We start from the raw sequence: 25,539 nt of genomic DNA, 5'->3' as shown, positions 1-25,539 counted from the left end.
GACACCATCCCTTTAAAAATTAAAAACCCTTCTTCATAAGAAGAAGGGTTTAACTCTTCCTCTTATCTTTCAAGCAAAAGAACGCTTGCTGGATTTAGCACCTTGGTGCAAGCTGATTGAACAGCATGCATAACCGGTTGCTGAGGTTTCTTCGGGCCAGTCCCTCCACCTCTCATGATAAGAACGTATTCGTATATTCTAATTTTTCTTTACTTTAACGTACTCCATCCTATTTTTCAAGAGCTTATATAAAAGTTTTTATCTTTTCTTCCATGCTTGTTCTTTGCTAAACTATAGGTAATCATAAAAATTATACTTTTTGTGACAATAGATGGAAACGCTTTAATTTTTTGCAATTGCGGGGGAATAGTTGTGACTAGCAAAAAAGGTGTTATAAACGAGGAAAAGCTTTATTCGAACGAATTAGCCGAACATATGGATGTATTGACGTATTTGCCCAAAACCTTTTCACCGTTGTACACGTACCATGTCATTATTGCCCAAGACGGTAATGATTATTTTCGATTAGGACGAATTGCCCGTCAGGCAGAAGCTCTTATGAATGACGGAAGTATGGAAAGATGCATAATTGTCGGTATACCATACAACAGTGTCAGTGAACGGAGAAACACCTATCATCCAGAAGGAACAAAATTTAATGCGTATAAACGATTTTTGGCAAAAGAGCTCATCCCATTCATTGACGAAAAATTTTCGACTTATCAGGTTGGTACCGGCCGAACGTTAATCGGCGACTCACTGGGCGCGACCGTTTCCTTGATGACCGCTCTTGACTATCCAAATATTTTCGGCAATATCATCATGCAATCGCCTTATGTCGATCAACATGTTTTACAAGCGATAAAAGATACCGAGTCCCTTCATCTCTTAAGCATCTATCATCAAATCGGCACAAAAGAGACTGAAGTACACACCTCAGACAAACAGGTTCTTGATTTTGTCAAACCAAATCAAGAATTAAAACAGCTGCTCGAGAATAAAAATGGCATTTATTATTTTGAAAGCTTTGACGGTGATCATAAATGGACGTATTGGCAGCCATTGATCACGCATGCTTTAAAGAAGATGCTCTCAATGTCTCCTTAATTTTTTGGTATACTATATAATATGAAACACTAAGGAGGTTCACTATGAAATACGGAATTGTTTTATTTCCTTCAAAAAAACTCCAGGATATCGCAAATTCTTACCGTAAACGTTACGATCCAAATTATGCACTCATTCCTCCTCATATAACATTGAAACCGGCTTTTGAAGCAAGCACTGAAGTCATTCACGCTCTTGTTCCAAAGCTGAAAGCAACGGCAAAAAAGTTAAACCCAGTGACTATAAACATAACAAAATACAGCTCATTTGCCCCTGTAAATAATGTGATTTACATGAAGATTGAACCGACAAAAGAGTTGAACCATCTTTATGAGGCTATTCATAATGATAGCTTGGACGCAGAACCGGAAAATCCTTTTGTTCCGCATGTGACAGTAGCCCAAAAGATATCTGAAGATGAACATTCCGATGTGCTTAGCTCGTTAAAAATGACAGACGCTGCCCATGAAGAGACAATCGATCGTTTTCATTTGCTTTATCAGCTCGAAAACGGGTCTTGGACTGTGTATGACACATTCATTTTAGGAGAAGGAGAATAAATATTGATAGCAACAATTGCAGAAACTGATCAACAACGGAAAGATGCTTTATCTATAAGAAATGAAGTATTTATTAACGAACAGAAAGTATCTCCGGAAATCGAGATGGATGAACTTGATGAGACCTCTGTCCACGTTGTATTGTATGATGGAGAGAAGCCGGTTGCTGCCGGGAGAACTCGATTATTCGAAGGTATGGGAAAGCTCGAACGCATTTGTGTATTAAAATCCTACCGATCCAAAGGTTGCGGAAAACAGATTGTGAATGCTCTCGAAGAAGCGGCGGCTAAGCTTGGGGCATCTTCTTTTCTGTTATATTCTCAAGTCCAAGCAGCTGTCTTCTACGAAGCTCAAGGCTATAAAACTGTATCTGGAGAGTTTTTGGCTGCAGGAATCCCGCACGTTAAAATGATAAAGGAAAAACTGTAAAAAACCATTGTGTGAAAAGGTTGTTTTTTAAGGTTTAAACATATTCTTGAAAGTACCTGCCTTTTCCATTCTCAGAATAAAAATTGTTCTGACGGCGTTTACGATTTCCACCCCAATTTGGCTGATAGCTTTTTGGGGTGTTTTTTTCCAGCTCACGGTAAACGAGTTCCCCTTGGATGCTCTTCACTTTTGAGACTTGGGCATAATTGCTTTTTCGGTTCATCCTGCTCGCGTATTGTATGTATTGGTCAAGCTGAACGTGCGGAGCATAAATCATTTCATACGCCTCCTTCCCATTGTGATGTCCTTTCCCCTTTCATTTTCATTTTAAACTCACAATTATCTATTCCATATAATGAACAGTGTTACCTTTTAAAAAAAAGCAGAGTGAAACATATCTGTTTCACTCTGCAGTAGAATTGTAATATCTTTATTTTTTCATCATTTTGCTGATCGTTCCAAAATCAAGCTTTTCTTTTCCGCTAGTAATCGATTGGACGATTTTATCTTCCATTTCTTTTGGAACTTTTCGATTAGCCATTTGGGCTACCCGTTGGATTACGCCTCTTACCGTCTTTTCATCTTTAAAATTCGCATGCTGCAATGAATTGGCAAGCTCCAATACATCTTTCATATTGACGCCCGTTTTCTTTTCAACATTTTTGAAAAATTGATTGTCCATTTAACTGCCTCCTTTTATGGGAGTGATAGGATATTGTATGAAGAAAAAACAATTTTGTGCTTGGTTCATAAACTCCCCTATTTTCTAATCCGCTGAATCAAACAAAAAAAGGTACGGTTTTAATCGACCGCACCTTTCATTCGTCCTTTCGATTGATTAACTATAAAAAGAAGCGCCTACGATAATCAAAAGAATGAACAAAACAACCACTAGAACAAACCCCGAACCGCCATAGCCACCTCCGTAGCCATATCCGCCGTATCCGTAGCCCATGTGCATTCACCTCCCTTTCTCATACTGTATGAAGATGAATGTATTTTGTTTGGATAAATGCATAGGTTCACATGAAAATCCCAAATGAGTCAGATTTTTTTCCTTGCGCAATCAACCATTGTTCGGTCTGACTGTCAAATTTATCCATTTCCCGATCAAAATTATCAGCTGATATCTGGAACTTATCAAATGCTCGTTCATTTTTAATTATTATTTTCTCATGCTTGCTAATGTCATAATTATGCTGCCGGTAAATCGATTCAATCATTTTTTCAAAGCTGTTCAACGGATGCTCCTCCCTTCCACTGCATTAATATGCAGCCCGCAAGAATTTGGGAAGAGGCTTTAAAATAAAGAGAAAAAAACCGACATCAGCCGGCTTCTTTAGTTCGAATATTTTTTCTTTTTGCAGCCGCAGCCGCTTTTTTTTATCGGTTTTTTCAACGTAGATTGATAGTTTTGAGAGACCTGCTTTTGTATACGAGGGGAAGGCTTATGCATTTGGTTCATTGTGTTTTCCTTCCTTTCTTTTCAGATAACATATTATATGAATCATAATTCATAAGTTTCTGGACATCTGACTTAACATTCAGCAATTTTCTAGTAATTGTTTCTAATAGATCAACAATACCTGCAAGTGAAAGTATTGCATCTGCTTTTTATAAGAGCTTCTTCGTGAAAAAAGAATAAACATCCAAAAATATTCATATTTCCACCCTCAATTGACCGTAATTCCTATACTTAGAACTCCATTCCAATGTATGCGCCTTCTTTAAGAAACATGAGCTGTAACTGAGGCGGAGTTTAAGGATCTGAAACCTTAGACTTAAGGAAATTAGGCTGTGAAGATGCAGTGCTAAGAGGATTTTTAGGCAGAAATACAGTCAAATATTTAAAAATAGGTGAATTCGTTATACAAAATCATTCATGTTACATTTAATAAATGTAAACGGAAGGAGGAATAATAGATATGAATTCAACACCATACAACCGGGTTGCATTTGATTGCTCTGACCGTCATCCAAATAATTTTAGTGACAAAAGAGATGATGTTAATACAGAGGCAGATCAACTAAGTAAAATCGCTCAACTTTCTTCAGAAGTAATTGTTATTAAAGATTCTTTGGACATTGACGTTCAAACAACTAAACACAAGAAGCTGATTTTCTGCAAGCAGCTTTACAAATAGCGATTGCCCTCGTTATTAACCTTACAATTGCTGACAGTAAAAGAGCAGAGCAAATTTCAACCGAACTTTTTCAGGCCTCGTCTATTAAACAAGCAAATCGACAAAAACTCGTCATCGAAAAATCTCGCGACGTTAGCGTGACAACTACAGATACAGACGTGGCACTTTCCATCCAACATCTTGTCCAAATCTTGGTGGCTCTAGTCGCTTCTATAGATATTAAATAAGGTTTACTGAAAAAACTAAAATTGGCGGATTTTTTTCTTGCGAAATCAACCATTGTTCTGTCTAATAGGCAAATTTCTTCGTACGACTGCTAATTTGAGCTGCATTTTGTCAGAATGTAATTTTTTCATGTAGAGTTACGCTGCCGGTATAACGATTAAATCAATTTATTAACTGTTCTCCAAATACATTTTTTATGTAGCTAAAAAAGCTTTCGGAGAATTTATAAAAAATGGATATTAAACATGATTTTTGTTTTGCAGCAGACTAAAGCCGCTTTTCATTAACGGTGTTTTTATAGATTAATATTTATGAAAATACTTCTTTAGAAAATGCGGGAAGGCATTTGCTTTTCATTCATAATATTTCCTTCCCTTTTTTATAGCATATTATATGAATCGAACTACATTTGTTTCTGGACATCTGTCTCAATCTTCCAATAATTTTCTAATAATCGTTTCTAATAGAGCTGCAATCCCTGCAAGGGCAAGAATCGCCATCAGCCATTCCCCAAGTCCGGGTAACAAGTAATTTACAAAAAGCAGGATTCCCGCACTCCATATGCCAGTACACCAATAACAGCTAATTAACTCACCAAACCATGCCTTCACACCATTACCCTTTATAAGCAAATAGGTTTCCTTATGACCTTCTTCATCAACTTCTTCTACTTCTTCATGAAAAATGCTCCTAAAGGATGAAGTGATCGTGTCAGATACGATCAGCCTTGTCAGTCGAAAAACTGCAAAAGAATAAATCATCAGTTCCAGCCAGCTTTCCATCATCAAATGATCGCACTTCCTTTTAATATCTCTCTCCTTTCCAATGTATGCGCATTGCCTAAGAATCATGAGCCGAAACTTGTCCGATTAATTTGGGCGGGTGATTGGATGTTTTTCTTATTCCACTATGCTTGTGACCTGCATTTACTAATGATATAGAGAGAAGGGAGTGAAGATATGTCAATTGTAGAAAATGCAGAAGTTCTCTATAGCCAATTAATTGCCGAACTTACGAGCGATGCAGAAGAAACGATATATATCGTCGGTTCAGAAGCAATCACGATAAACTCAACAAATAACAAAATTGCGCTGTCCCTTCAAGCTGCCGTTCAAGCGATCATCGCACTAGTTATCCAGCTTACCATTGCCGACAGTGACAAAGCAGATTCCGTTAGAAATCAGATTTCATCAAATATGAAGTGGCTAAACAGAAAAATGAAGGTCATATATATTGAAAATTCATCTCATGTAACAGTTACAGTCAGCTCGGTTGACATTGCTGTAACCCTCCAATTTATGCTTAAGATTTTGTTATCAATACTCGCAACAGTAGATATTCTTTGATCCCTTTCTCTTTTAATCCCACATTAAAGAGGTGATAACATGTCTAATGATCCAAAAGATGCACCAAATGTTTCTGATTCTCTAATGCAGCTGTTTGTTTCAAATGTTTTTAAGAAAAACAATGTTGCAGAAGATGATAAGCGTAAGCTGTCTTCAGCCGAGAAGCAGCAAATCCGCCAAATCGTAGAGGATCTGCAATCCCAAGTCAACGAATTTATTGAAAAGCAGAAGCAGCAGAAACAAGAAAAAACTGAAGCCGAGGAAGTACAGGAAGCTCCTAAAAACACAACATTAAGAGAAATTATTCGCAGAAGAAAAGACAAATAACTAAAAAATAGGTGATTTCATCAAGATAAATGTCTTATACAAAATCTCTCTTATTTACATTTAATAAAAGTAAATGGAAGGAGGAATATATATGGATTCAAAACCGTACAGCTGGGTTGCGTTGGATCGATCCGACCGTCACCCAACAGTTGCAAGTGAAAGAAACGCATGCTCTGATGATTCCATTGTTGAAACAGAAGCAGATCAATTAAGCAAAATCGCTCAGCTTTCTTCAGAAGTAATCGTTATTAAAGATTCATGTGACATCGACGTTCAAACAACCGAAACACAAGTCGCTGTTTCTCTCCAAGTAGCTATTCAAGTAGCTATCGCCCTCGTTATCAACATTACGATTGCTGACAGCGCAAGGGCGGAGCAAATTTCAACCGAACTTCTTCAAGCTTCAGCAATTAAACAATCGAACCGCCAAAAACTTGTCATCGAAAACTCACGTGACGTTCACGTAACAACTACAGACACAGATGTTGCACTTTCTATCCAGCTTCTAGTCCAAATTTTGGTGGCTCTAGTTGTTTCTCTAGATATTCTTTAACACAAAAGCAGAGCAAAAAACGCTCTGCTTTTCTTATTTCTCTAGTATACATAGACGTTTGCCCACACCAACATCGTTACGTGTACATATGTTGTTAAAGACTAAAGTCAAATACCCTTTTATGAAGGAGCTGAAACCATGAGCTGCGGAAAGAACCATGGCCATTCTGAAAACTGCGTGTGCGATGCGGTTGAACAAATATTGGCAGAGCAAGAAGCAGTAGAAGACAATTGCCCAACAAGCTGCTTCAGTAACCTGCTAAGTCCGACTACAGTTTCCGGCAGAGATACTATTCCATTCCTATTATTTGATAAAAAAGGCGGATTGTTTTCATCTTTTGGGAACGTTGGTGGTTTTAACGATGACACTCAATGCTTTGAATCAATCTTCTTTCGTGTAGAACACTTGAAGGATTGCTGTGCGACACTTTCTATTTTACGACCAGTTGACGTGAACGGAGATACCGTAAGTGTTGTTCATCCATGCGATCCTGACTTTTTCGGTCTAGAAAAAACAGATTTTTGTATCGAAGTAGATTTAACTTGCTTCTGTGCTATTCAATGTCTGTCACCTGAACTTGTAGACCGGGTTTTGCCTGCGAGAGATAAAAAACATCACGGATAGGCTTGAACACGAAATGCTGCGATAGAATGAGAAATCCCCTTTCCCGCTTCTGATCGTTGCAATAAGAGTTCATGCAGGCTGCCGTCTCTCGGCAGCTCCTTTAAAATTAATTCGTGTAAATAGGCTTGATAGGAGGGATAAAATGACCCGAAAAAAAGATTTCAGCTGTGTTTGCGAAGCTGTTGAAAATATCAATGATCTCCAAAATGCTGTTGAAGAAGAATGTCCCACCAGCTGTTTTAGCAACCTGCTGTCGCCAACAGCTACATTGGGAGACACCATTCCTTTTATATTATTCACAAAAAAATCAAAACCATTTACCGCATTCGGCAATGTCGGAGAATTAAATGCCGGTCCTTGCTTCAGTACGGTATTCTTCCGTGTAGAAAATATTAGAGGCTGCTGTGCTACTCTGCGCCTGCTGATTGCCTTTGATGAAAAGAGAAAAGTCCTTGATTTTACAGGTAAAGACCATCACAAAAATGAAGTCTGTGATGTGTTCAGATTAGAAAAAACAGACTTTTGTATCGAAGTTGACCTAGAATGCTTCTGTGCCATTGAGTGCTTGAACCCTAGATTATTGAATCGCTGCTAAAAGTCCCTTAGATGGGACTTTTTGCTTTCTTTCGCCTAATTGGATTTATTGTATCAATTAAAAACCGAGCGGATGAATCGATTTTATGCTTTCGATTTGAATCCTTTCTGGATCACCGCTTGCTGACGTTTTAATGAGTACAACCCCATCCTTTTTTTCAAGGATAATTCCCCTGTATGTTTTCTCCTCAGTTTCTATCATACAGAGGGCTTTCGGTATGTTATTTGGCAGCCTCGTAAGAAACTCTAGCCTTTCCTCGATATTCATATGATTTAACGGCTTTCTCGACCTTTTTCCTTCGTTCCTCTGCTCTCCTGCCGTTTCACTTAATACCCCTCCAGAAAGCTTTTCATCCGGCACTTCCACTGAGGAGGTATCTTCTGCTATTTCCTCTTCGGTCTGAAGCTGTTCATTTTCTTCTTCGCTTGCAGTTTCATTCTCTTGTACTTGATCTTCGAAGTTTTTTTCAGGTTTTTCCGGCTCTGCTTTTTTCTTTTTTTTCTTTACAAAATGCTGCATCGGTGCTTTCACTTCCGCATATTCTGGCTGAACAATGTACATCAACGGTTTTTTATCCGAATCATTATTATTTAATGTCATATCAATTATCCCTCCGAAATCGATCATTAGTGCATTATATGATTGCAAAAAAGAAATCAGAAGAAGGTTTTTTATCCCGTTTGAACAGGCAATAGAATTTGCGCCACAATTCAAGAATTAAAAAAGAGTAACCCGCCATCCGTACATCTGAATGGTGAGGTTACTCTCTGTATTATCTTGCAATGATATGGTAGCCGGAATCAACATGAATGTTTTCACCAGTGATTCCTCGAGCCAAGTCACTGAATAAAAACGATGCCGTATCTCCTACTTCTTCCGGTGTTGTTGTTCGTCTGAGCGGAGCGGATTCTTCAATTTCTTTCAATATGGAGTTGAAGTCGCTAATTCCTTTCGCAGACAATGTACGAATCGGGCCAGCAGATATGCTATTCACGCGAATTCCTTCCTTACCCAAATCGCTTGCTAAGTACTTTACGCTTGCATCAAGTGACGCTTTGGCCACTCCCATGACGTTATAGTTTGAAACGACCCGTTCTCCCCCAAGATACGTTAGCGTGACAATGCTGCCGCCTTCAGTCATGATTCCTCTAGCCGCTTTTGCAACAGCCGTTAATGAGTAAGAGCTGATATTGTGCGCCAATAAAAATCCGTCCCTTGTCGTGTTTAAATATTCTCCGGCAAGGTCTTCCTTGTTGGCAAACGCGATACAATGGGCAATCCCGTGAATTACCTGAACCTCTTCTTTTATTTTTTCGAAGCAGCTCTCCACCTCTTGATCATCGGTTACATCACACGGAAGGATGATGCTGTCCTTTCGGTCCAGTGAATCCACCAAGTCGCGCACTGATTTTTCAAGGCGTTCTCCGGCATAAGTAAAAATTAGTCTCGCGCCTGCCTCATGCAATGAACGGGCGATTCCCCATGCAATGCTTCGTTTATTGGCCACTCCCATAACGACGATGTTACGGCCTTTTAATGATAAATTCATATGTATAAGCCTCCTGTTTATGACGTGTTTCTAGTACCTGATCACAATAGTACCACAGAATTCATTTGATTGACAGGGGAGTTGCTATAACAAAAAAATACCTCCATTTCAGAGGTATTGTCAACGAAAACTATTCGCTAATTAATGAGTTGATTTTTCGACAATTTGTAAGCAAAGTGATTGGTCGGACCATGACCTTCACCGATGTTAATTCCGTTTTTTATTGCTTCATGAACGAAGCGGGCAGCTGTTTGAAAGGCTTCGTAAACGCCTTTTCCTTTTGCGATTTCCGCTGTTAATGCTGCAGAGAATGTGCAGCCGGTTCCATGAGTGTGGCGGGTATCAATAAACGGATTGGAGAGCGTCAAAAATTCCTTGCCGTCAAATAAAAGGTCGATTACTTTGTCGCTATCCGGCTGGTGCCCTCCTTTGATGATGACGTTCTTGGCCCCGAATTGATGCAATTTTTCTGCAGCTCGCTTCCGGTCATCCTCAGAGTTGATTTCAATCGAGGTTAAGCTTTCAGCTTCAGGAATATTTGGCGTTATCACAAATGCCAAGGGTACAAGCTCTTCTATTAATGCAGAAACGGCCTCTTTTTCAAGAAGAGACGCCCCTCCCTTTGCGATCATGACGGGATCAATCACAAGCTTTGTCAGTTCGTGCTCCTTTATTTTTGCAGCTGTTAATGCAATGATTTCTGCATTGAACAGCATGCCTGTTTTTAGAGCGTCCGGCTTTAAATCTCGAGCAACGGCATCCATTTGTTCTGCAAGTGCTTGTGCCGAAACGGGATAGACCCCGTGAACCCCAAGAGTATTTTGCGCCGTAATCGCAGTCAGAGCGGACATTCCGTAGACTCCCAATTCCTGAAATGTTTTTATATCCGCTTGAATTCCCGCTCCTCCGCCGGAATCAGACCCCGCAATTGTTAATGCTTTAAACATAGATCCATCTCCTTTTACCCTATCCATTTGCTGTAGATCGTCCGTGCTCTGGCAATGTCTTTTACTCCATGCACTAACGCCCGTCCATCCTGGAACAGAACCAGTTGGCAGCCATCAGCTTCGAACGAAACCAGGTAAGGATTCCCTTTTACCTTTACACCTGCTTTTCCCAAACGTTCATAAATAAGCTTTAACTCCATTTTTTTCTTCGTATTGCTTCTGATCTGAACCGTATTTCTGCCGCATAGAACGGCTGCTTTTGTCTGATTTTCATAAGATAAAAACGGATAGCTCCGTTCGGCACAGGTAGGACACGCAGAATGTTTTAAGGCATCTACCCTTACCTCAGAATGCTCGCCCTTCCAAATATCAGCAGTTCGCAAGACAGAACCCGTATGCTGACCGGCTAGTAGCTTAAAAACCTCTGTTACCTGCCAGACAGCCACCTGCTGAACAATCGGGCTGATGACCCCAACTGTGTCACACGTCATGCCATCTGCCGGAAGATGGCCGATTAAACAATTCAGGCAAGGCGTCTGTCCGGGAATGATCGTATAGGAAAGACCGTAGCTCGCAACACAAGCTCCAAACACAAAAGGAATCCCTTCTTTAACTGCGGCATCATTTACGATCAGCCTTGTTTCAAAATTATCGGTACCGTCAATAATGACCGAGGAACCTGCAATGAAACTGAAGATATTCTCAGCGGTAATATCAGCTACAATGCCTGTTACTTGAATGTCGCTGTTAATTTGCCGCAAACGTTTTTCTGCCGCGACAGCTTTCGGCAGCTTTTCCTGCACATCTGATTCTGTGTAAAGCTGCTGACGCTGGAGATTGCTTTCATCAACATAATCTCTGTCTACTATCGTTATTTTGCCTATGCCGGACCGGGCGAGCATCTCTGCTGAGGAGCTTCCCAGAGCTCCACCGCCGATAATTACAACGTGAGCATCTGCAAATTTTTTCTGTCCTTCCTCGCCGATCGGGCCAAATAATGTTTGCCTGGAATATTTATTTGTCAAGATCCTACCATTCCTTCAAGCGGACTGCTGGCAATTCCGTAATTTTTTTCTGGAATTCTTCCAGCTTCAAAGCCCATACGTCCGGCTTCAACAGCCAATTTCATCGCAAGCGACATTTTGACTGGATCGTTTGCATTTGACACCGCTGTATTTAGGAGAATACCATCTGCGCCTAGCTCCATTGCATAGGCAGCATCCTTTGGAGAGCCAATACCAGCATCAACGATAACCGGTACATTCGATTGTTCAATAATAAATGAGAGATTCATTGGATTGACAATGCCTTTTCCTGATCCAATCGGAGAAGCACCCGGCATGATTGCATGAACTCCCAAATCCTCGAGTCGCTTGGCAAGAACCACATCGTCAGACGTGTATGGCAGTACAATAAATCCTTCCTCCAGCAGCATTTCTGACGCTTTTAAGGTTTCTACCGGATCCGGCAGCAAAGTTCTGTCACAACCAATTACCTCAACTTTAATCATGTCACACAATCCCGAAGCCTTTGATAGCTTCGCGATTCTTACGGCTTCTTCTGCTGTTTTCGCCCCAGCTGTATTAGGCAATAACGTATACTTTGATAAATCTAGCGCTTCTAAAAAATTCGGCTGCGATTCTTCAAAGATATTCATTCGCCGCACGGCAAAGGTTAAAATTTCAGCCTCAGAGACTTCGACTGCTTCTCTTTGGGTCTCGAAATCAGGGTATTTTCCGGTACCGAGAAATAATCTGGATTGAAATACTTTATCAGCGATTTTTAACATTTTTTTTACCCTCCACCTACAAAATGAACGAGCTCGACAACGTCATTTTCCTGAAGCTGTTCATCTGTATAGTTTGATTTGTCAATGATTTCTTTGTTTTTTTCAACGATGACGATTCGGTTATCTAATTGATAGGCTTCTAAAAGCTTCTGAACCGTTGTAATGCCATTGTCAACTGTTATTTTTCGTCCGTTTAATTGAATCATCATATGACCTGTCTCTCCTTGTCCTTAATCGCAAAGGCATCTTCCCACTCTTGATTCACCTTCTTGCCGAGAACGAGGTCAGAAATCATGCTCCCCGTTGCCGGTGCAAGCAAAATTCCGTTTCTGTAATGCCCTGCTGCAAATAGGATTCGATTGTCATTCGGATGCTTTCCGATATATGGTGTACTGTCCTCTGTCTCGGGTCTCAGTCCTGCCCAAAAGGTGTCTATTTTCATCCGTGTGACAGCTGGAAGCATGGAGGCAGCTTTTTTCATGACGGCTCCAATTCCTCCTAAGGTTGGCTCTTCATCCCAATCGCCAGGCTTCATCGTCGCTCCGATAACAAGCCGCCCGTTTTTTCGCGGTACGATGTAGCAATGTTCATGATAGAGCGTTCTTTCAAGCGCAATATCCTCATTCCAAACTGAAAGGCATTCTCCTTTGACAGGATACAGCTTTTTCTCAAGTCCGAGCTGCTGAAAGAAATGCCCGCTCCAAACTCCGGAGGCAACGATCAATTGATCCGCTGAAAATGTTTCATTTTGCGATTTTATTGTAATAGCTGCAGAATCCGTATCAATCGCGGTAATTGGCGTATATTCATAAATATCTGCCCCAAGAAGCCTTGCTGATTTTGCGAAAGCCTTGCAAACTTTCGTTGGCTCTACTTGAATATCATCTTCGATAAAGCTCGCACCGAGAATACTTTCGCTGATAGAAGGCTCCATGGCAAGTGCCTCTTCCTTGCTTTTCCAAACGACAGAATCGAGTCTATTCATTTGATTTCCACTTTCTATATCTTCCTTGGAGTAAGCTAGCTTTAAGATTCCTCCAGTCTTCAGGTTCATATCAATTCCGCTGATTTCCTTTACTTCCTCTGCCAAAGTCGGGTACCTGCTCTGGCTGGCTCTTGCGAAATCAAAGAATACACCTGGCTTTTCCAGCTCTGCATGGGCACCAAGCATTCCGGCGGCAGCCTGAGATGCTTTTTTTCCAACTTTTCCGCTTTCAAACAGGGCAACCTTGACGTTTTTTTTCGCAAGATGATAGGCAGTAGATAAGCCGATAATGCCCCCTCCGATAATCGCTGCATCGTAATGCGTTGCCATTACTGTTCCTCCTTTAGCAGTTGTACAAATGACTCTGCTGCTCGTCGCGGATGATCAGCTGAAAGTATAGCGGACATCACCGCAATTCCTGCCGGTTTTATTTTTTTTAGCTCAGCGATTTTTTCTCCCGTTATTCCGCCGATGCTGATGACTGGAATAGCTACGGCGTTTACAACCTCCTGCAATGCTTCTGTTCCTCTGCCTGGTGCAAAGGATTTGCTCCCTGTCGGATAGATATGACCGAACAGGCAATAATCGGCGCCGTCTTTTTCGGCTTGAATTGCTTCTTCAACAGAATGGACTGAAACGCCGGCAGTTAAATAGGGGAATTTAGCTTTTACTTCCTTCACATCAAAGCTATGTGATGGAAGCTGTACTTGATTGACTCCAGCGAGCACAGCCGCATCAACCCGGTCGTTGATAACCAGCTGACTTCTGTCAAATCCGGAATTTATCAGCTGTTTCACTAAGTTCGCCACATCTTTTGCACTCTTCGTTTTTTCGCGAATGTGTAAGTAATCGATCGAATCTTGCAAATCGGATACCTTTTGAATCAATTGGTCTATCGTATGGCGGTCATCGGTAATTAAGTGAATCTGCACCCTGTTCCACCTCTTTAGACTCAGTAACGGACCAATTTTCTTTTTTATTCGCCATATCCCAAAATTTGTATTCATAGTAGCATGACGTTACAAAGTTTTGCTTCATTCGCTGTCTCACTTCTTCTGTGCTTTTCTCGGCCCACTCGTCAAAGCGCTCAATTTGTTCTTCAACAAGTGATTTGAACCAATCTCCGCCATAGGTTGCAATCCATTCTTGATAGATTGGATTATCAGGCGTACATTCCTTCAGATGCTCACCGACATCATAATAGAGCCAGTAACAAGGCAGCAGGGCTGCTAAAATCTCGCCGAAATTCCCTCCCATTGAAGAACGGTACATGTGAGAGGTATAGGAGTAAGCCGTTGGTGACGGCTGAAAAGCGTCCAATTCTTCATCGCTGATCTTTAATAGCTCAGTAAATTTCCGATGAAGGGCAAGTTCAGCTTCGTAGGTTCCTTTTGCATGGTCAGCCATCCGGCTCGTGACATACAGGCTGTCAGCATAGGCCGCCGCCAATGATTGGACCTTGGCAAAATGAGTTAAATAGTAGGAATCTTGGAGAACGTAATATTTAAACTTATCTAGAGGCAGCGTCCCTTCACCAATCCCTGTTACAAATGGGTGGATGAAGCTGCCCTCCCACCACTCTGCGGCGTTCTTTCTGCAATGTTCCGAAAATTTCATTCGTTTTCCCCCTAAAAATAGAAAAACCACTTTTCCGAAGAAAAGTGGTTTGGTATTTGCATAGATAAAGTAGATGGCAAATGCCTCGCCACTTCCCTACGCAGGTCTGAACCTGTTCAGGTACATAAGGGTCCGAAAGTCTCACTTTCATCTCAGCCCTTAAACAAGGACTCCCCTAGTGGTTTAACTATAAGTTTTACCTATATCTTATCACAAATTAAACAGTTTTTGTACTAATAGACTTCTAATTGGCTCCTTAAATCATTTATATAATTTCGCGAGCCGGAAATAATCAGCCTGTCATTTGTTTTTAATACAGTGTCTCCGTGCGGAATGATGCTGTCAGACCCTCGAAAAATTCTTACAAAAACGAGATCGCCTTTAAACGGAAAGTTCCTCAGCATCACTCCATCATAAGATTTATTCTTCATATTAATTTGAGCCAAGGATGCATCCTTACCGCTTAGCACATTCAAAATTTCAGGCGCTTCAATATACGCCTTTAACAGCATTTGCCCGGATAATGGAATAGAAAAGGGTTCAATGCCTTTGTCAGTTAGTTCATTTACCTCAGAAAGAAAGCCGGTGCTGGCAATGACACGATTTACACCATTTTCCTTTGCAAAAGAAGCAATTTGGCTATTGAGACTTTCATCTCCTGTAGCAACAACTATGATATCTGCTTCATATATAGAATGATCTCGAAGTGTCGATTCCTTGTAGTCGGGTAAGCGGTGAATATCGAAAACAGAGTCAGAAATTTTCTCTTCCGCATTTTCCGGGTACACATGATACACTCGAACTTCATACCGATCAGGATTTAGTTCCAGCGTAACCGGCAATGTCATTTGAGTGGCACCGATAAAAGCAATCTTTCGTTTCTGCTCTTTTGCGGATTTTTTTATATAAAGTTTCTTAAACCCAATTGGTGTGATGATACTCGTAATGACGGCGACTAATATTAGCGCGCCTGACATTTGGCTGTCAATCAGCCCTAGCCGTTCTCCGATCGTTGCTGCTGCAATCACCAGCGACAAGGTTGATGTTAAAAGAAACCCTGCAGCAAGCGCCTGCCTCGTTCCAAACCATTTCTTTAAAAGCATGACAGGAAGCAGCTTGCTGATTAATAATGCAATAAATAACAGCGGGATAAGAGCTAGTATTTTCGGATTTTGAAAAAGCGACCAAAGATCTAGTTTCGCCCCGACCATAACAAAGAAGATCGGAATCAAAAATCCATAGCCGAACGAGTCGAGTTGTTCAACCATTTCTTTATTCGGGGATAATAGGGAAACTAAGACGCCTGCTAAAAAAGCACCCAAAATGTTTTCCGCACCAACTGTTTCTGACAAGGCAACCAGGACGATAATCAGCGTAAATACTGCTCTCGTTCCAATTTGTATCGTACCTTTAGACATCGTTTCAACAAACCTGCGATTTTTAAATCCTCTTCCAAAAAAGTAAAGAATGACACCGGCAGCAAACAATATAAGAAGCAGCCACATGTTGCTATTGCCTTCTTCATAAACGGACGCAAAAATGGCAAGCAGAACCATAGTAACAAGATCCGCAATAACGGCAACTAATAAAATGATTTGGCCAAAACTTGAGTTCATGATTCGTTCTTCTTTTAATGTCGGCACGACGACTCCAAGTGAAATCGTAGAGATAATGATCGTCATTAAAAACGCTTGATTGATAAAGCCCATCCAGACAAATAGATAGGATAGAAGAAGGGATAAGGCAAAAATCCCTAAGAAAACGATGGAAGAAACAGTAAACGTGTTCGGTTCACTTTGTCCATCCTGTTTCTTTTTATTCTTCCCATTTCTGAAAGAAGAAAAATCAATTTCTAATCCGCTCAGAAACATTAGGAATATAAATCCCAGGGTAGACAACGTTTCCAGCCACATGTCATTTTCCATGACAAGATTCAGTCCGCTTTTTCCTATGATAAGACCCATTAAGATTTCTGCCACAACCACAGGCAAGATCGTTAATTTTAAACGATTCATAAGAATAGGTGTTATAAATGCGATGACAATCACTATAACGAGTGATGTAAGAGAATGATGCTCCATGGTTCCCCTCCTTTAATTGGACTTGAAAGCCTACAATATTATTATCGTTGACTTTCCTTAGAAAAACACATTTTAACAGGGTTCAATTCGATTGAAAAGAAATAACGCTCAAATTTTTCATAAATTCTCGGGTAAAATAGTAGTAAAGAAAACAGGGAGGGATTTTCACATGAGTTATGACGTAATAGGAGATGTTCACGGATGCTACGATGAATTAATCGAACTGCTGGGAAATTTGGGTTATGAACAACCCGCTTCAGGTGCCCCGTACCATCCTGAAAACAGAAAACCGGTTTTTTTAGGCGATCTGACAGACCGCGGCCCCCATTCTCTAAAAGTAATCGAATGGGTAGCAAAAGCCGTAAAAGAGGATCGCGCCTATTACGTACCTGGCAATCATTGCGATAAGCTGTACCGATACTTTCACGGAAACCCTGTAAAGATAAAGCACGGCTTAGAAACTACAGTAGCGGAACTCGAGAAAAGCTCCGAAAAAAAGCAGGATCAAATAAAACAAGCTTTTATCTCCCTCTATGAATCCGCCCCGTTATATCTTGAATTGGACGAGGGAAAACTGATCGTTGCCCATGCGGGAATAAAGGAAAAACTCATCGGGCAGAACAAATCAAAAAAACTAAAGGGATTTGTCCTGTATGGCGATGTGACTGGAGAAACTCTTCCTGATGGCAGACCCGTAAGAAAAGACTGGGCAAAGCAATATCAGGGAAAGCCATGGATTGTCTACGGACATACTCCCGTAAAGGAACCAAGAATATTCGGTCGGACGATTAATATCGATACTGGCTGTGTATTTGGGAACAAGCTTACTGCCTTTCGGTACCCTGAACAAACGACGATATCCGTTCCAAGCAGCATGCCGCTCGATGAGACAAGATTCCATGTATACGATTAATTAAAAGCTAAGGTCGTAACTATCGGCAAATGATCCGAAGCTTCCGGATTGTTCCAAACAACAGCGGCATCTACGACCTGTAGCTGGTTTCCGACAAAGATATAATCCAATCGTTTTCTTGGCCTCGCTGAAGGAAACGTATACCCCATACTTTTTCCCGACGCGGCCCAAGCATCGGTGTATTCCGATGTCATCCGTTTCCACCGCTTGGTATGAGGACTCATATTCCAATCCCCCAGGATAATGACCGGATGTTTGCTTTCTTTTGTTTTTTTCACAATAAACTCGGTTTGTTTTTTATGAAGGTACGTGTTCAAGCTAAGATGTGTGACATAAAAATTTATCAAGCGATTGTTTATTTCGACTGTTGCTTTAAGCAGCGACCTTCCTTCTGACAGCCCTTTTCTCACATTAAAGAAGTGATGGTTTTCCGCTAGGATCGGATACCGTGAGAGCAGTCCATTCCCGAACTGTTGAAGCAATCCAGTTTTTTTGCACGTCCTTTCGATAGAAGGGCTGTATACGTAATTAAAGTTAAGAAACTCGGCAATATGCCTGATCTGGTCGGCATGATTGCTGCGCTTGGAAAAATTCACATCGACTTCATTGACTCCGATGACATCCGCTTTGCTTCCAGAAATTATTTTTGCAATTCTATTTAAATCGACTTTCTTATCCATGCCTTTTCCGTGATGGATATTAAACGTCATTACTTTGATGTCCAACAATATCTTTCCCTTTCTTTCCCATGTGACTAGCTACCCCTTTAGCATGCGCATGATCCATTCCTTTACATCAACCATTCGCAAGTGTTCCGGTTCGAGATCCGTTCCCGATACAATGATCGGAAAAAAACTGTCCTCTTCATGCAATGAACCGTGGCTCGCTCCACCAACATGTGTCGGTGATCCTTCTCCAATAAATTCATAGCCGGGCTTTGTGTTTGCGATAATATAGCTTCCTGTGTGTGAATAAAACGAACTATAAAGCCTGGCAAGAGCGTCGGGGTAATCTCCGTAAGAAATTAAGCCATCCTTGTTTATAGAAAGATCTAACGCTTGAGGATCTCCTTCAATGTCCCAGCTTTGTCCAAAAGTGTCAGTATACTTTCCGTTTGACCGGAAGGAAAGTTCTTCTTCCCGTGTTCCGGATATTACGTTCACCGTATTCCCTTCTCTCCAAGCGATGGTATCGATGCGATCATCGGATTGAAGCTGCCGAGCTAGCGACTCGTGTTTGATTGTATTATCAAGAGTGTAGATAAAAGACATTCGTTCATTTAATCCAAGGACGATTTGGTCATCCTTCTGGATTGGCTTGTTAATCCTGTATATCTTGTAGCCATTCAACAGCTTTCTTAAATCGATCAACGCTGCTTCTTTCTCGCCTTTAATATGTGTCTGGCCGCTGTCCCCCATTACCATCCATATGTTATCTTTTAATGCTTCCTCCCACGATCCGTAGGAATTGAATAGGCTTTGCAGCTTTTTATCAGCCTCTTCAATTCCTTTTGTTTCATTCACTCCTTTTTTGTGGACCTTTTTATCATTATCTGAAAAATACACGAGTGAAAAGGAAGGGACTCTGTCTTTTTCAATTAAATATTTCATTTCTTCTGTCGCAAATTTGTCATTAAACCCGAAGCCGTTCCACAAATGAGTATGTGTATTCTCTGGATTTATTTTTGAAAGAAGCCCGTATGAAAAATAGGTAGCTCCTTTAATTGGAGCATCTTTCTTCAAGAATCGGAAAAACTGCATCAGCCTCGGTACCTGCAGCTTATGTGATCGATTGCCGCGAAATATGAGGGCATTAATTGAAGCAGACTGGAGACCATTCTCATCCAATTCTTCATGAATCGTTTTCACTTGATCGCTCAATTGCTTTTCATTTAACTGAGACAAACTGTTTTGCAGCACTTGCTTCGGACCTAATTTAAGAATTTCTTTTTTGTCGCTTCCATAGCTGATGAAACGCTTTTCTTTTTCATCATACCAAACAAGTGCAGGTACCTTATGTTGATCAGAATATGTTCCGGTTAAAAGGGTGCTGTCGATTGTGACAGACATCGTAGGGTAGCTGCTCACCACTTTCGGATAATACCTTCCATTATTGATTAAATATTTCATTGCGGGCGCCTTATCTTCTGTAATTGCCTTTTGCAGAGGCTCATTCATTAAAGAATCGACAATAATTAGAATGACCTTTTTCTGAGGCGAAGCATATGGAATAGTTAATTGAGATTGTACCTTTTGTTGCTGTGAACTTAAGTAAATAATGAATAAGACGAGAATAAGTAAAATTACGACTATGGCTATTTTCAAAACGCCCCACCTGCTTAACCCAATTTTTTGTACATTCATACCAAATAGTATGTGACCTTTTTTTGAATTTATCCCGCAGTAGTCGTTAGAAGTCTGATTGGAGAACTTCTCTCGCCAATGTCTTAATCAATTACTACCATTGACAAAAGTTAACATTATTCTCTTTATAGTAAATAGCTTTGAATCACACTTGTGAAATCCTCAAATGTATGAATATGGGCAGTTACTCTTTTCAGATGCTCTTCCCTCTCCTTCTCATCCTCCAAAAATTTCAAGATAGTTTCTTCAAGTTGGTCTCCATCGTTTAGCTTGATGACGAGCCCATTGCTTTCTAAATATGCTTTGTTTATTTCTTCCTGACCGGGAAGCCCGTAATAAAGAAAGACAGGAATTTGTTTGCGTAAACACTCGCTGATCGTAATGCCTCCCGGTTTAGTCAGGATGAGATCCATTTGATCGTACAAATCATTCATTTCGTTTCTATCTTGTATGTAACGAACAGGTGTAATAAGCTCACTCTTTAATTGCTTGATTTTGTTATACAATTGAATGTTTTTCCCGCATAAAACAAAAAAATTGATTTTATGATTCTTCTGCTTCAGAAGTTTTTCAATGGGACCGACACCAAGACTGCCCCCTGCGATAAGTACATTGTAAGTCGGTTTCTCATTTTCCTTCTTCGCAATGGATATTTCCGGATGAATCGGAATACCGGAAACCGTGATTTTTTCCGGTTTCACTCCGAGTTTTTCTAAAATCTGTTTGCAATCCAAACTCGGAACAAAATGGTGATCGATCGACTGGATGCCCCATACGTTATTAATAAAAAAATCCGTATAAGCATTGATAACAGGAACGTTTAGCACGTTCTTTTTTTTAAGCAGATTCAATAAATAGGAAGGCAAAGAGTGACTGCATATAATGAGATCAGGTTTTTCTCTTTCCACCAGCTCTTTCATGCTGCGCAAAAAGAGCATCTCATAAAAATAATAAGTTTTATCGCGTGCAGCGGTTTTATAGGCATTTGTTTTGTATAACCAGCTGTAAAATCGAGGAATTCTTTGGATGGCATATAAGTATAGATTTGATATCAATCGTTCGCCTCTGCCATAGGTGTAATGCAAAATATCAATTTTTTTGCACGAAATCGTCTGATCGAGCCGATAAATATATTCAGCTAAAGCATCTGCTACTTGATGATGCCCCGATGAAATTTGCAAAAATGGCAACAACAAAACTTTTTTCATCCGAAATCAACCTTTTTTGCTTATTATGAGGTTATCGGATACGTAATTATTCCTTTGATTCCCACTTTTAAAAACGAAAAAAAAAATCATCCTATCGATATAGACCTGGAGCACTGAAAGGAGAAGAACATTGTGCTTAGAATTTATTTAGTATCGATTTGGAGTATAATTGATCCAGTTTATTACCTGTTTACCCGGTTAAGATGCATTCAATCCAATGATTCATATCAACCCGTCTTTCGCGTAAGATTGACGAAATATAAAGGGAAAGATGTTTGTTTGCCTGATGGAACAAAAATATGCAAAAACGACATGTTATTAAAGGTTCACCTTCATAATGTTCGGCTGCTGCGAGAAACATTGGTCAATCAAAATCAAGTGATGCAAGGGAGATATATTTATAAAAGAGTAAAGCAATCCATGCCCTATTTAGCGATGTACATCAACAACCATAAAGATAAGTCAATGATTAAAGGGATCATTGGAATTACACTGATTAACAAAGGAATCAAAAATTTAGGGTTTGAATGCTTCGAGCCTGAAAACAAATTTTATAAATGGTTTAAAAAAATCAGTTTATTTCCAATTTACTTATTATCGACGAATACAGCTTCCTACGACATGAAAAAACACAAGCTTGTTTATTTAATGATGTCAAAAAACAACTTGCTTTCGAAATATTTAAATGAGGATATAAAATCCCAGTAACTCCCACTTGGACTTCATCTCTTCCGGCTCTATAATTTATAGTAGGAGGAGATGAAATGTACGTTTTATTTATTATTCTAGCAGCACTTATTTTTTTATTTTATAAGGCTTATAGAAACACGAAAAACGTTGTTGTTAATACTGTAGAACTACAAGATAAGAAAGCCAATGGAACGAGCAGAACGCTGTCCATCCTTCACTTATCTGATTTTCATATGGAAAATATCTCGATTTCTCCTGGTGAGCTGTATATTGCTGCCTCAAAACAACATGTTGATATCATTGCGTTAACGGGCGACTTTCTTGATCGCAAACGCAGCATACAAAAGCTGATTCCTTATCTTCACGTTTTTAAAAAAATCAACCCGAAATATGGTATTTTTGCAGTTTTCGGAAACCATGATTATGTGTTAAACTCGAAGAATTTTAATATATTAAAGCAGACATTAGAAGAAAACGGCTGTAAAACATTACAGAATGAACACGCTGCAATCGACGTGGATGGCACGCAGTTGAATATTATCGGTATCGATGATTACAGCACAGGCCGCAGCAGTATTGCCGGCTCTTACCAGGGGATGAAAGAAGGATACAACCTTGTCCTGACACACGATCCCAATGTCGTTCTTGAGATGCAGGACGCAGATTTTGATTATCTGTTGTCCGGGCACTTTCACGGCGGGCAAATTCATTGGCCAAAGCCCTATCATCTCGTAAAAATGGGACAATTGGTTAAAATGAAAATGGTTAAAGGACTGCACTATCATGATGGAAAACCGTTTTACATTAGCGAAGGCTTAGGACAAACCGGTGTAAACATCAGAATCGGCAGCAGACCTGAGATTACGTTTCATAATATTTCATAGATAAATAGCAGTTAATTAGGCAATCAACATTCAGCAATGACTCATATGTTGATTGCCTTTTTTTTAGCACTTTCCCCCCCCCCCAAATAAAGATTGTGTGTCGAACATAGCGTTTAAGCATTTATAAAAAGTAGTTTTTAGTTTTTTTTAATTCGATAGCAATTTCCTTAATACCTTCCTCAATTCGATGTTCATTAACATTTGAAACATTCAACTTCAAAATTCGTTCATGGTAAAAATCATCTAAATAGTTCATTTCAACTGAATCTAGATATATATCCTTCTCCTGCAAACGATGAATAAATGATTTCATATTCACTTGCTTTGGCAGCACAATGTGATTATGCATTACAATTTCTGATGATGATTCGCACATAGATAAATGAGTCTGTAGTGATTGCTGAAGGGTTTTTGCGCGTGAATGATAAATGCTGCTTACCTTCGTTTTATAATGTTCATACATACCACTTTTCAAATAGAGATGTAATGCAGCTTGAGAAATCATAGAACTGTCGATATCCGTAGTCACTTTGAATTGTTGAAAGGTATTGATGAGAGCTTTTGGAAGTACCGCCAGACCAATTCTTAACCCAGGGAACATAATTTTTGAAAAGCTTTTCAAATAGATGACACGCTCGTGGAAATCCTCTGTAAAAAGTGGATCATTTTTCGAATTGTATTCAAAATCAGCTAAGTAATCATCTTCAATAATATACACATCATACTTGTTGGCTAACTGTAAAATAGCCGCTTTTTCTTTTTTGCAGTATGACGTCCCTAAAGGATTATGAAAACGTGGCATTGTATAAAAAAATTTAATGTTCTTTTCATGAAATATTTGTTCTAATTGATTTAAATCAATACCTTTTGCTGTACGCTTAATGCCTACTGCCGGCAGCCTATATGTTCTCACCATATCCATATATAAATGATAGCTTGGTTGTTCAACTAAGATAGTGGAACGATTATTTGGAAACGGCATAATACTTAACAAAGAAAGAGCCTGTTGAACTCCCGAAGTGATGAAAATCTTTTCGGAATGCGAGAATACTTGATAAGATTCTAAGAGTTTTTTAGCTTCGGTAATCAGTGAGGGCAAACCTTTTGGTGTGCCGTAGCGAAATAAGTCTTGTTGATACGTATCAATTGCTTTATTCAAGCAATGTTGAAAGTCTTTATAAGGAAACGCGTGCCATGTGGGAGATGATGTGGCAAAGTCGATACTGTCAGTGATTGATGGTGTTTTAAAGACCTGATGTTCCACAATATAATATCCGCTTTTTGGTATGGAATATAGAATATGTTGCTCTTCTAATTTTTTAAGAGCTGTTAATATTGTGCTTTTACTACAAGAATAACGCTGAGTTAAATTTCGAATTGAGGGTAATTTTGTCCCTGCCGGTATATCCCCTGCTTGAATTTGCAGAAGAAGTGACTGAAATATCGATTCATATTTAAGCATAGTATTACACCTCAATCTCATCTGTATCGGTACAGATATGTATTTTTCATATCGTACATATTGCTAATTTTTCTTACGATAGTGTTACCGGCCGGATACAACTTAGAAAGGATGCCTTTAGATGATTGAAAAAAGAAAAGCGTATATCGCTGCAACAATCTACTCAATAATTATCGGATTGTCATTTTTGTTTGTCAAAGTGGCATTAACTGCTGCAACGCCACTTGATACATTGGCTCACCGGTTTACAATCGCATGGATCGCTGCCTCAGTGTTATTGCTGTTAAAAAAAGAATCTTTAAAAGTAAAAATAAAGGATGTACTGATGATTGCTTTGCTAGCTATTCTTTATCCGACACTTTTTTTTGCTTTTCAAGTATTTGGGCTGGTGCATACGTCGTCATCTGAAGCTGGGATTATACAAGCGGCAGTCCCGATTTTCACATTAGTTTTCGCAAGTCTTTTGTTAAGAGAAACATCTACACTTGGTCAAAAATTAGCGATTAGTTTATCGGTGCTCGGTGTAATGTATATTATGTACATGAATGGAGCGGGGGACAAAAATACAAGTCTGCTAGGAAGCAGTTTAATCTTTCTATCAGCTCTTACAGCTTCACTGTACAATGTATTTGCCAGAAAGCTAACACAACGTTATTCGTTATTCACCATCACATATGTAATGACATTGTTTGGATTTATTGCATTTAATGGGCTGGCGCTCTCAAACCATATAATGAATGGTACAGTTCATGAATTTGAGCAGCCCTTAATGAACCTAAATTTTGTGATCGGAATTTTATATTTAGGTGTTTTATCTTCTTTAGGTACTTCGTGTCTTACTAATTATGCATTATCACAATTACCAGCTTCACAAATGAGCGTTTTTAGTAATTTAGCCACGCTCATTACAATACTAGCCGGAATTGTCTTTTTGCATGAATCATTTCATTATTATCATGCGATTGGTGCTTTCATAATCATTCTTGGAATTGTTGGTGTGAATTTTTTGGGAAGCAGAGAATCTAGGCATCATACTCGGGGAGTTAGAAAAAAGTGACCTCGTCTTTAGCTTAAAAGATAAAGGAGAGCACATATTAATCATACATAACATATTCTCTCCTTTACTCTGCATTTTTTAGAA

At 39.7% G+C, this 25,539-nt stretch carries 34 protein-coding genes and 2 riboswitches; of the genes, 14 read left to right on the top strand and 20 right to left on the bottom strand.

The genetic code is table 11. The features are described from left to right. Positions 1-59 precede the first annotated feature (59 nt). A riboswitch (SAM riboswitch) is annotated at positions 60-184 on the bottom strand. 188 nt (positions 185-372) lie between these two features. The 3 genes from AM592_RS03615 to AM592_RS03605 are packed head-to-tail and all read left to right on the top strand — an operon-like array spanning position 373 to position 2,096. After that, positions 373-1,107, top strand: a complete 735-nt coding sequence (locus AM592_RS03615) for an esterase family protein (RefSeq protein ID WP_053602520.1) — start codon at positions 373-375, stop codon at positions 1,105-1,107. Positions 1,108-1,151: 44 nt separating this feature from the next. Next, complete coding sequence (locus tag AM592_RS03610) at positions 1,152-1,667, top strand: YjcG family protein (RefSeq protein ID WP_053602519.1); 516 nt, start codon at positions 1,152-1,154, stop codon at positions 1,665-1,667. Between the two features lie 3 nt (positions 1,668-1,670). After that, positions 1,671-2,096: a GNAT family N-acetyltransferase gene (locus AM592_RS03605; RefSeq protein ID WP_053602518.1), complete on the top strand. Its 426-nt coding sequence runs from the start codon at positions 1,671-1,673 to the stop codon at positions 2,094-2,096. 34 nt (positions 2,097-2,130) lie between these two features. Here AM592_RS03605 and AM592_RS03600 read toward each other — a convergent pair whose 3' ends face one another. From AM592_RS03600 to AM592_RS24925, 5 genes are all read right to left on the bottom strand, one after another. Further along, complete coding sequence (locus AM592_RS03600) at positions 2,131-2,373, bottom strand: hypothetical protein (protein ID WP_053602517.1); 243 nt, start codon at positions 2,371-2,373, stop codon at positions 2,131-2,133. A gap of 153 nt (positions 2,374-2,526) precedes the next feature. Then, positions 2,527-2,778, bottom strand: coding sequence for a sporulation-specific transcription regulator SpoVIF (locus AM592_RS03595; RefSeq protein ID WP_053602516.1), 252 nt, complete (start codon positions 2,776-2,778; stop codon positions 2,527-2,529). 156 nt (positions 2,779-2,934) lie between these two features. After that, positions 2,935-3,051 carry a YjcZ family sporulation protein gene (locus AM592_RS23075; protein ID WP_148564306.1) on the bottom strand — a complete coding sequence of 39 codons (117 nt, stop codon included), beginning with the start codon at positions 3,049-3,051 and terminating at the stop codon, positions 2,935-2,937. A 67-nt stretch (positions 3,052-3,118) separates the two neighbouring features. After that, positions 3,119-3,337 (bottom strand): hypothetical protein, encoded by a 219-nt coding sequence (locus AM592_RS03590; RefSeq protein ID WP_053602515.1) that lies wholly within the window; start codon positions 3,335-3,337, stop codon positions 3,119-3,121. 98 nt (positions 3,338-3,435) lie between these two features. After that, complete coding sequence (locus tag AM592_RS24925; protein ID WP_264080151.1) at positions 3,436-3,561, bottom strand: hypothetical protein; 126 nt, start codon at positions 3,559-3,561, stop codon at positions 3,436-3,438. 460 nt (positions 3,562-4,021) lie between these two features. On the opposite strand from AM592_RS24925, the gene AM592_RS24485 reads away from it, so the two are divergent. Next, positions 4,022-4,240 (top strand): spore coat protein, encoded by a 219-nt coding sequence (locus AM592_RS24485; RefSeq protein ID WP_053602514.1) that lies wholly within the window; start codon positions 4,022-4,024, stop codon positions 4,238-4,240. 137 nt (positions 4,241-4,377) lie between these two features. Further along, entirely contained in the window at positions 4,378-4,467 is a 90-nt protein-coding gene (locus AM592_RS25300) for a spore coat protein (protein ID WP_376773317.1), read from the top strand. Positions 4,468-4,893: 426 nt separating this feature from the next. On the opposite strand, the gene AM592_RS03580 is transcribed toward AM592_RS25300, so the two are convergent. Next, complete coding sequence (locus AM592_RS03580; protein ID WP_053602513.1) at positions 4,894-5,250, bottom strand: DUF1360 domain-containing protein; 357 nt, start codon at positions 5,248-5,250, stop codon at positions 4,894-4,896. Positions 5,251-5,424: 174 nt separating this feature from the next. On the opposite strand from AM592_RS03580, the gene AM592_RS03575 reads away from it, so the two are divergent. The 5 genes from AM592_RS03575 to AM592_RS03555 all read left to right on the top strand — a co-directional run bounded on the left by AM592_RS03575 (position 5,425) and on the right by AM592_RS03555 (position 7,910). Beyond that, on the top strand, positions 5,425-5,811 hold the full coding sequence (locus tag AM592_RS03575; RefSeq protein ID WP_053602512.1) for a spore coat protein: 387 nt from the start codon (positions 5,425-5,427) through the stop codon (positions 5,809-5,811). Positions 5,812-5,850: 39 nt separating this feature from the next. Then, positions 5,851-6,138 (top strand): hypothetical protein, encoded by a 288-nt coding sequence (locus AM592_RS03570; protein WP_053602511.1) that lies wholly within the window; start codon positions 5,851-5,853, stop codon positions 6,136-6,138. 91 nt (positions 6,139-6,229) lie between these two features. After that, the gene (locus AM592_RS03565; RefSeq protein WP_053602510.1) at positions 6,230-6,691 is read left to right on the top strand and encodes a spore coat protein; all 462 of its coding nucleotides are present in this window, start codon (positions 6,230-6,232) and stop codon (positions 6,689-6,691) included. A 138-nt stretch (positions 6,692-6,829) separates the two neighbouring features. Next, positions 6,830-7,315, top strand: a complete 486-nt coding sequence (locus tag AM592_RS03560; protein WP_053602509.1) for a CotY/CotZ family spore coat protein — start codon at positions 6,830-6,832, stop codon at positions 7,313-7,315. Positions 7,316-7,457: 142 nt separating this feature from the next. After that, positions 7,458-7,910, top strand: coding sequence for a CotY/CotZ family spore coat protein (locus tag AM592_RS03555; protein WP_053602508.1), 453 nt, complete (start codon positions 7,458-7,460; stop codon positions 7,908-7,910). 57 nt (positions 7,911-7,967) lie between these two features. Here the strand turns inward: AM592_RS03555 and AM592_RS03550 are convergent, their stop codons facing one another. From AM592_RS03550 to AM592_RS03505, 10 genes are all read right to left on the bottom strand, one after another. Beyond that, positions 7,968-8,510 (bottom strand): CotO family spore coat protein, encoded by a 543-nt coding sequence (locus AM592_RS03550; RefSeq protein WP_053602507.1) that lies wholly within the window; start codon positions 8,508-8,510, stop codon positions 7,968-7,970. Between the two features lie 172 nt (positions 8,511-8,682). After that, entirely contained in the window at positions 8,683-9,459 is a 777-nt protein-coding gene (fabI, locus tag AM592_RS03545; protein ID WP_053602506.1) for an enoyl-ACP reductase FabI, read from the bottom strand. 137 nt (positions 9,460-9,596) lie between these two features. Next, positions 9,597-10,406, bottom strand: a complete 810-nt coding sequence (thiD, locus tag AM592_RS03540; RefSeq protein ID WP_225970325.1) for a bifunctional hydroxymethylpyrimidine kinase/phosphomethylpyrimidine kinase — start codon at positions 10,404-10,406, stop codon at positions 9,597-9,599. 14 nt (positions 10,407-10,420) lie between these two features. Then, on the bottom strand, positions 10,421-11,431 hold the full coding sequence (locus AM592_RS03535) for a ThiF family adenylyltransferase (protein WP_053602504.1): 1,011 nt from the start codon (positions 11,429-11,431) through the stop codon (positions 10,421-10,423). After that, on the bottom strand, positions 11,428-12,195 hold the full coding sequence (locus AM592_RS03530; RefSeq protein WP_053602503.1) for a thiazole synthase: 768 nt from the start codon (positions 12,193-12,195) through the stop codon (positions 11,428-11,430). Before AM592_RS03530 ends, AM592_RS03535 begins: the two co-directional genes overlap by 4 nt. Before the next feature lie 5 nt (positions 12,196-12,200). After that, on the bottom strand, positions 12,201-12,404 hold the full coding sequence (thiS, locus tag AM592_RS03525; protein ID WP_053602502.1) for a sulfur carrier protein ThiS: 204 nt from the start codon (positions 12,402-12,404) through the stop codon (positions 12,201-12,203). Further along, the gene (gene thiO, locus AM592_RS03520; protein ID WP_053602501.1) at positions 12,401-13,510 is read right to left on the bottom strand and encodes a glycine oxidase ThiO; all 1,110 of its coding nucleotides are present in this window, start codon (positions 13,508-13,510) and stop codon (positions 12,401-12,403) included. Before thiO ends, thiS begins: the two co-directional genes overlap by 4 nt. After that, a complete protein-coding gene (gene tenI / locus AM592_RS03515; RefSeq protein ID WP_053602500.1) occupies positions 13,510-14,112 on the bottom strand; it encodes a thiazole tautomerase TenI in 603 nt (200 codons plus the stop codon). The genes thiO and tenI overlap by 1 nt, the downstream gene beginning before the upstream one ends. Then, a complete protein-coding gene (gene tenA, locus AM592_RS03510) occupies positions 14,087-14,797 on the bottom strand; it encodes a thiaminase II (protein WP_053602499.1) in 711 nt (236 codons plus the stop codon). The genes tenI and tenA overlap by 26 nt, the downstream gene beginning before the upstream one ends. Before the next feature lie 76 nt (positions 14,798-14,873). Next, a riboswitch (TPP riboswitch) is annotated at positions 14,874-14,984 on the bottom strand. Positions 14,985-15,030: 46 nt separating this feature from the next. Beyond that, entirely contained in the window at positions 15,031-16,878 is a 1,848-nt protein-coding gene (locus AM592_RS03505; RefSeq protein WP_053602498.1) for a monovalent cation:proton antiporter family protein, read from the bottom strand. Positions 16,879-17,047: 169 nt separating this feature from the next. Between AM592_RS03505 and prpE the strand changes: the two genes are divergently transcribed. After that, the gene (prpE, locus tag AM592_RS03500; RefSeq protein WP_053602497.1) at positions 17,048-17,791 is read left to right on the top strand and encodes a bis(5'-nucleosyl)-tetraphosphatase PrpE; all 744 of its coding nucleotides are present in this window, start codon (positions 17,048-17,050) and stop codon (positions 17,789-17,791) included. On the opposite strand, the gene AM592_RS03495 is transcribed toward prpE, so the two are convergent. The 3 genes from AM592_RS03495 to AM592_RS03485 form a co-directional block, all read right to left on the bottom strand. After that, on the bottom strand, positions 17,788-18,516 hold the full coding sequence (locus tag AM592_RS03495) for an endonuclease/exonuclease/phosphatase family protein (RefSeq protein WP_053602496.1): 729 nt from the start codon (positions 18,514-18,516) through the stop codon (positions 17,788-17,790). The genes prpE and AM592_RS03495 overlap by 4 nt on opposite strands. Positions 18,517-18,549: 33 nt before the next feature. Beyond that, on the bottom strand, positions 18,550-20,115 hold the full coding sequence (locus tag AM592_RS03490) for an alkaline phosphatase family protein (RefSeq protein WP_312883761.1): 1,566 nt from the start codon (positions 20,113-20,115) through the stop codon (positions 18,550-18,552). A gap of 164 nt (positions 20,116-20,279) precedes the next feature. Continuing rightward, positions 20,280-21,362 (bottom strand): MGDG synthase family glycosyltransferase, encoded by a 1,083-nt coding sequence (locus AM592_RS03485; RefSeq protein ID WP_053602495.1) that lies wholly within the window; start codon positions 21,360-21,362, stop codon positions 20,280-20,282. Between the two features lie 132 nt (positions 21,363-21,494). Between AM592_RS03485 and AM592_RS03480 the strand changes: the two genes are divergently transcribed. Both AM592_RS03480 and AM592_RS03475 read left to right on the top strand, forming a co-directional pair. Continuing rightward, positions 21,495-22,070: a YkoP family protein gene (locus AM592_RS03480; RefSeq protein ID WP_312883760.1), complete on the top strand. Its 576-nt coding sequence runs from the start codon at positions 21,495-21,497 to the stop codon at positions 22,068-22,070. A 56-nt stretch (positions 22,071-22,126) separates the two neighbouring features. Then, positions 22,127-22,936, top strand: coding sequence for a metallophosphoesterase (locus AM592_RS03475; protein WP_053602493.1), 810 nt, complete (start codon positions 22,127-22,129; stop codon positions 22,934-22,936). 121 nt (positions 22,937-23,057) lie between these two features. On the opposite strand, the gene AM592_RS03470 is transcribed toward AM592_RS03475, so the two are convergent. Beyond that, the gene (locus AM592_RS03470; RefSeq protein WP_053602492.1) at positions 23,058-24,398 is read right to left on the bottom strand and encodes an aminotransferase-like domain-containing protein; all 1,341 of its coding nucleotides are present in this window, start codon (positions 24,396-24,398) and stop codon (positions 23,058-23,060) included. A gap of 121 nt (positions 24,399-24,519) precedes the next feature. Here AM592_RS03470 and AM592_RS03465 point away from each other — a divergent pair, with 121 nt between their 5' ends. Beyond that, complete coding sequence (locus AM592_RS03465; protein WP_053602491.1) at positions 24,520-25,455, top strand: DMT family transporter; 936 nt, start codon at positions 24,520-24,522, stop codon at positions 25,453-25,455. The last annotated feature ends 84 nt before the right edge of the window (positions 25,456-25,539 follow it).

Origin of the sequence: Bacillus gobiensis, from assembly GCF_001278705.1 — a bacterium.
GTDB classification, from domain to species: Bacteria; Bacillota; Bacilli; order Bacillales; family Bacillaceae; genus Bacillus; species Bacillus gobiensis.
The sequence above is the reverse complement of the archived record's forward strand: the minus strand, read 5'-3'. Positions and strand labels throughout refer to the sequence as shown.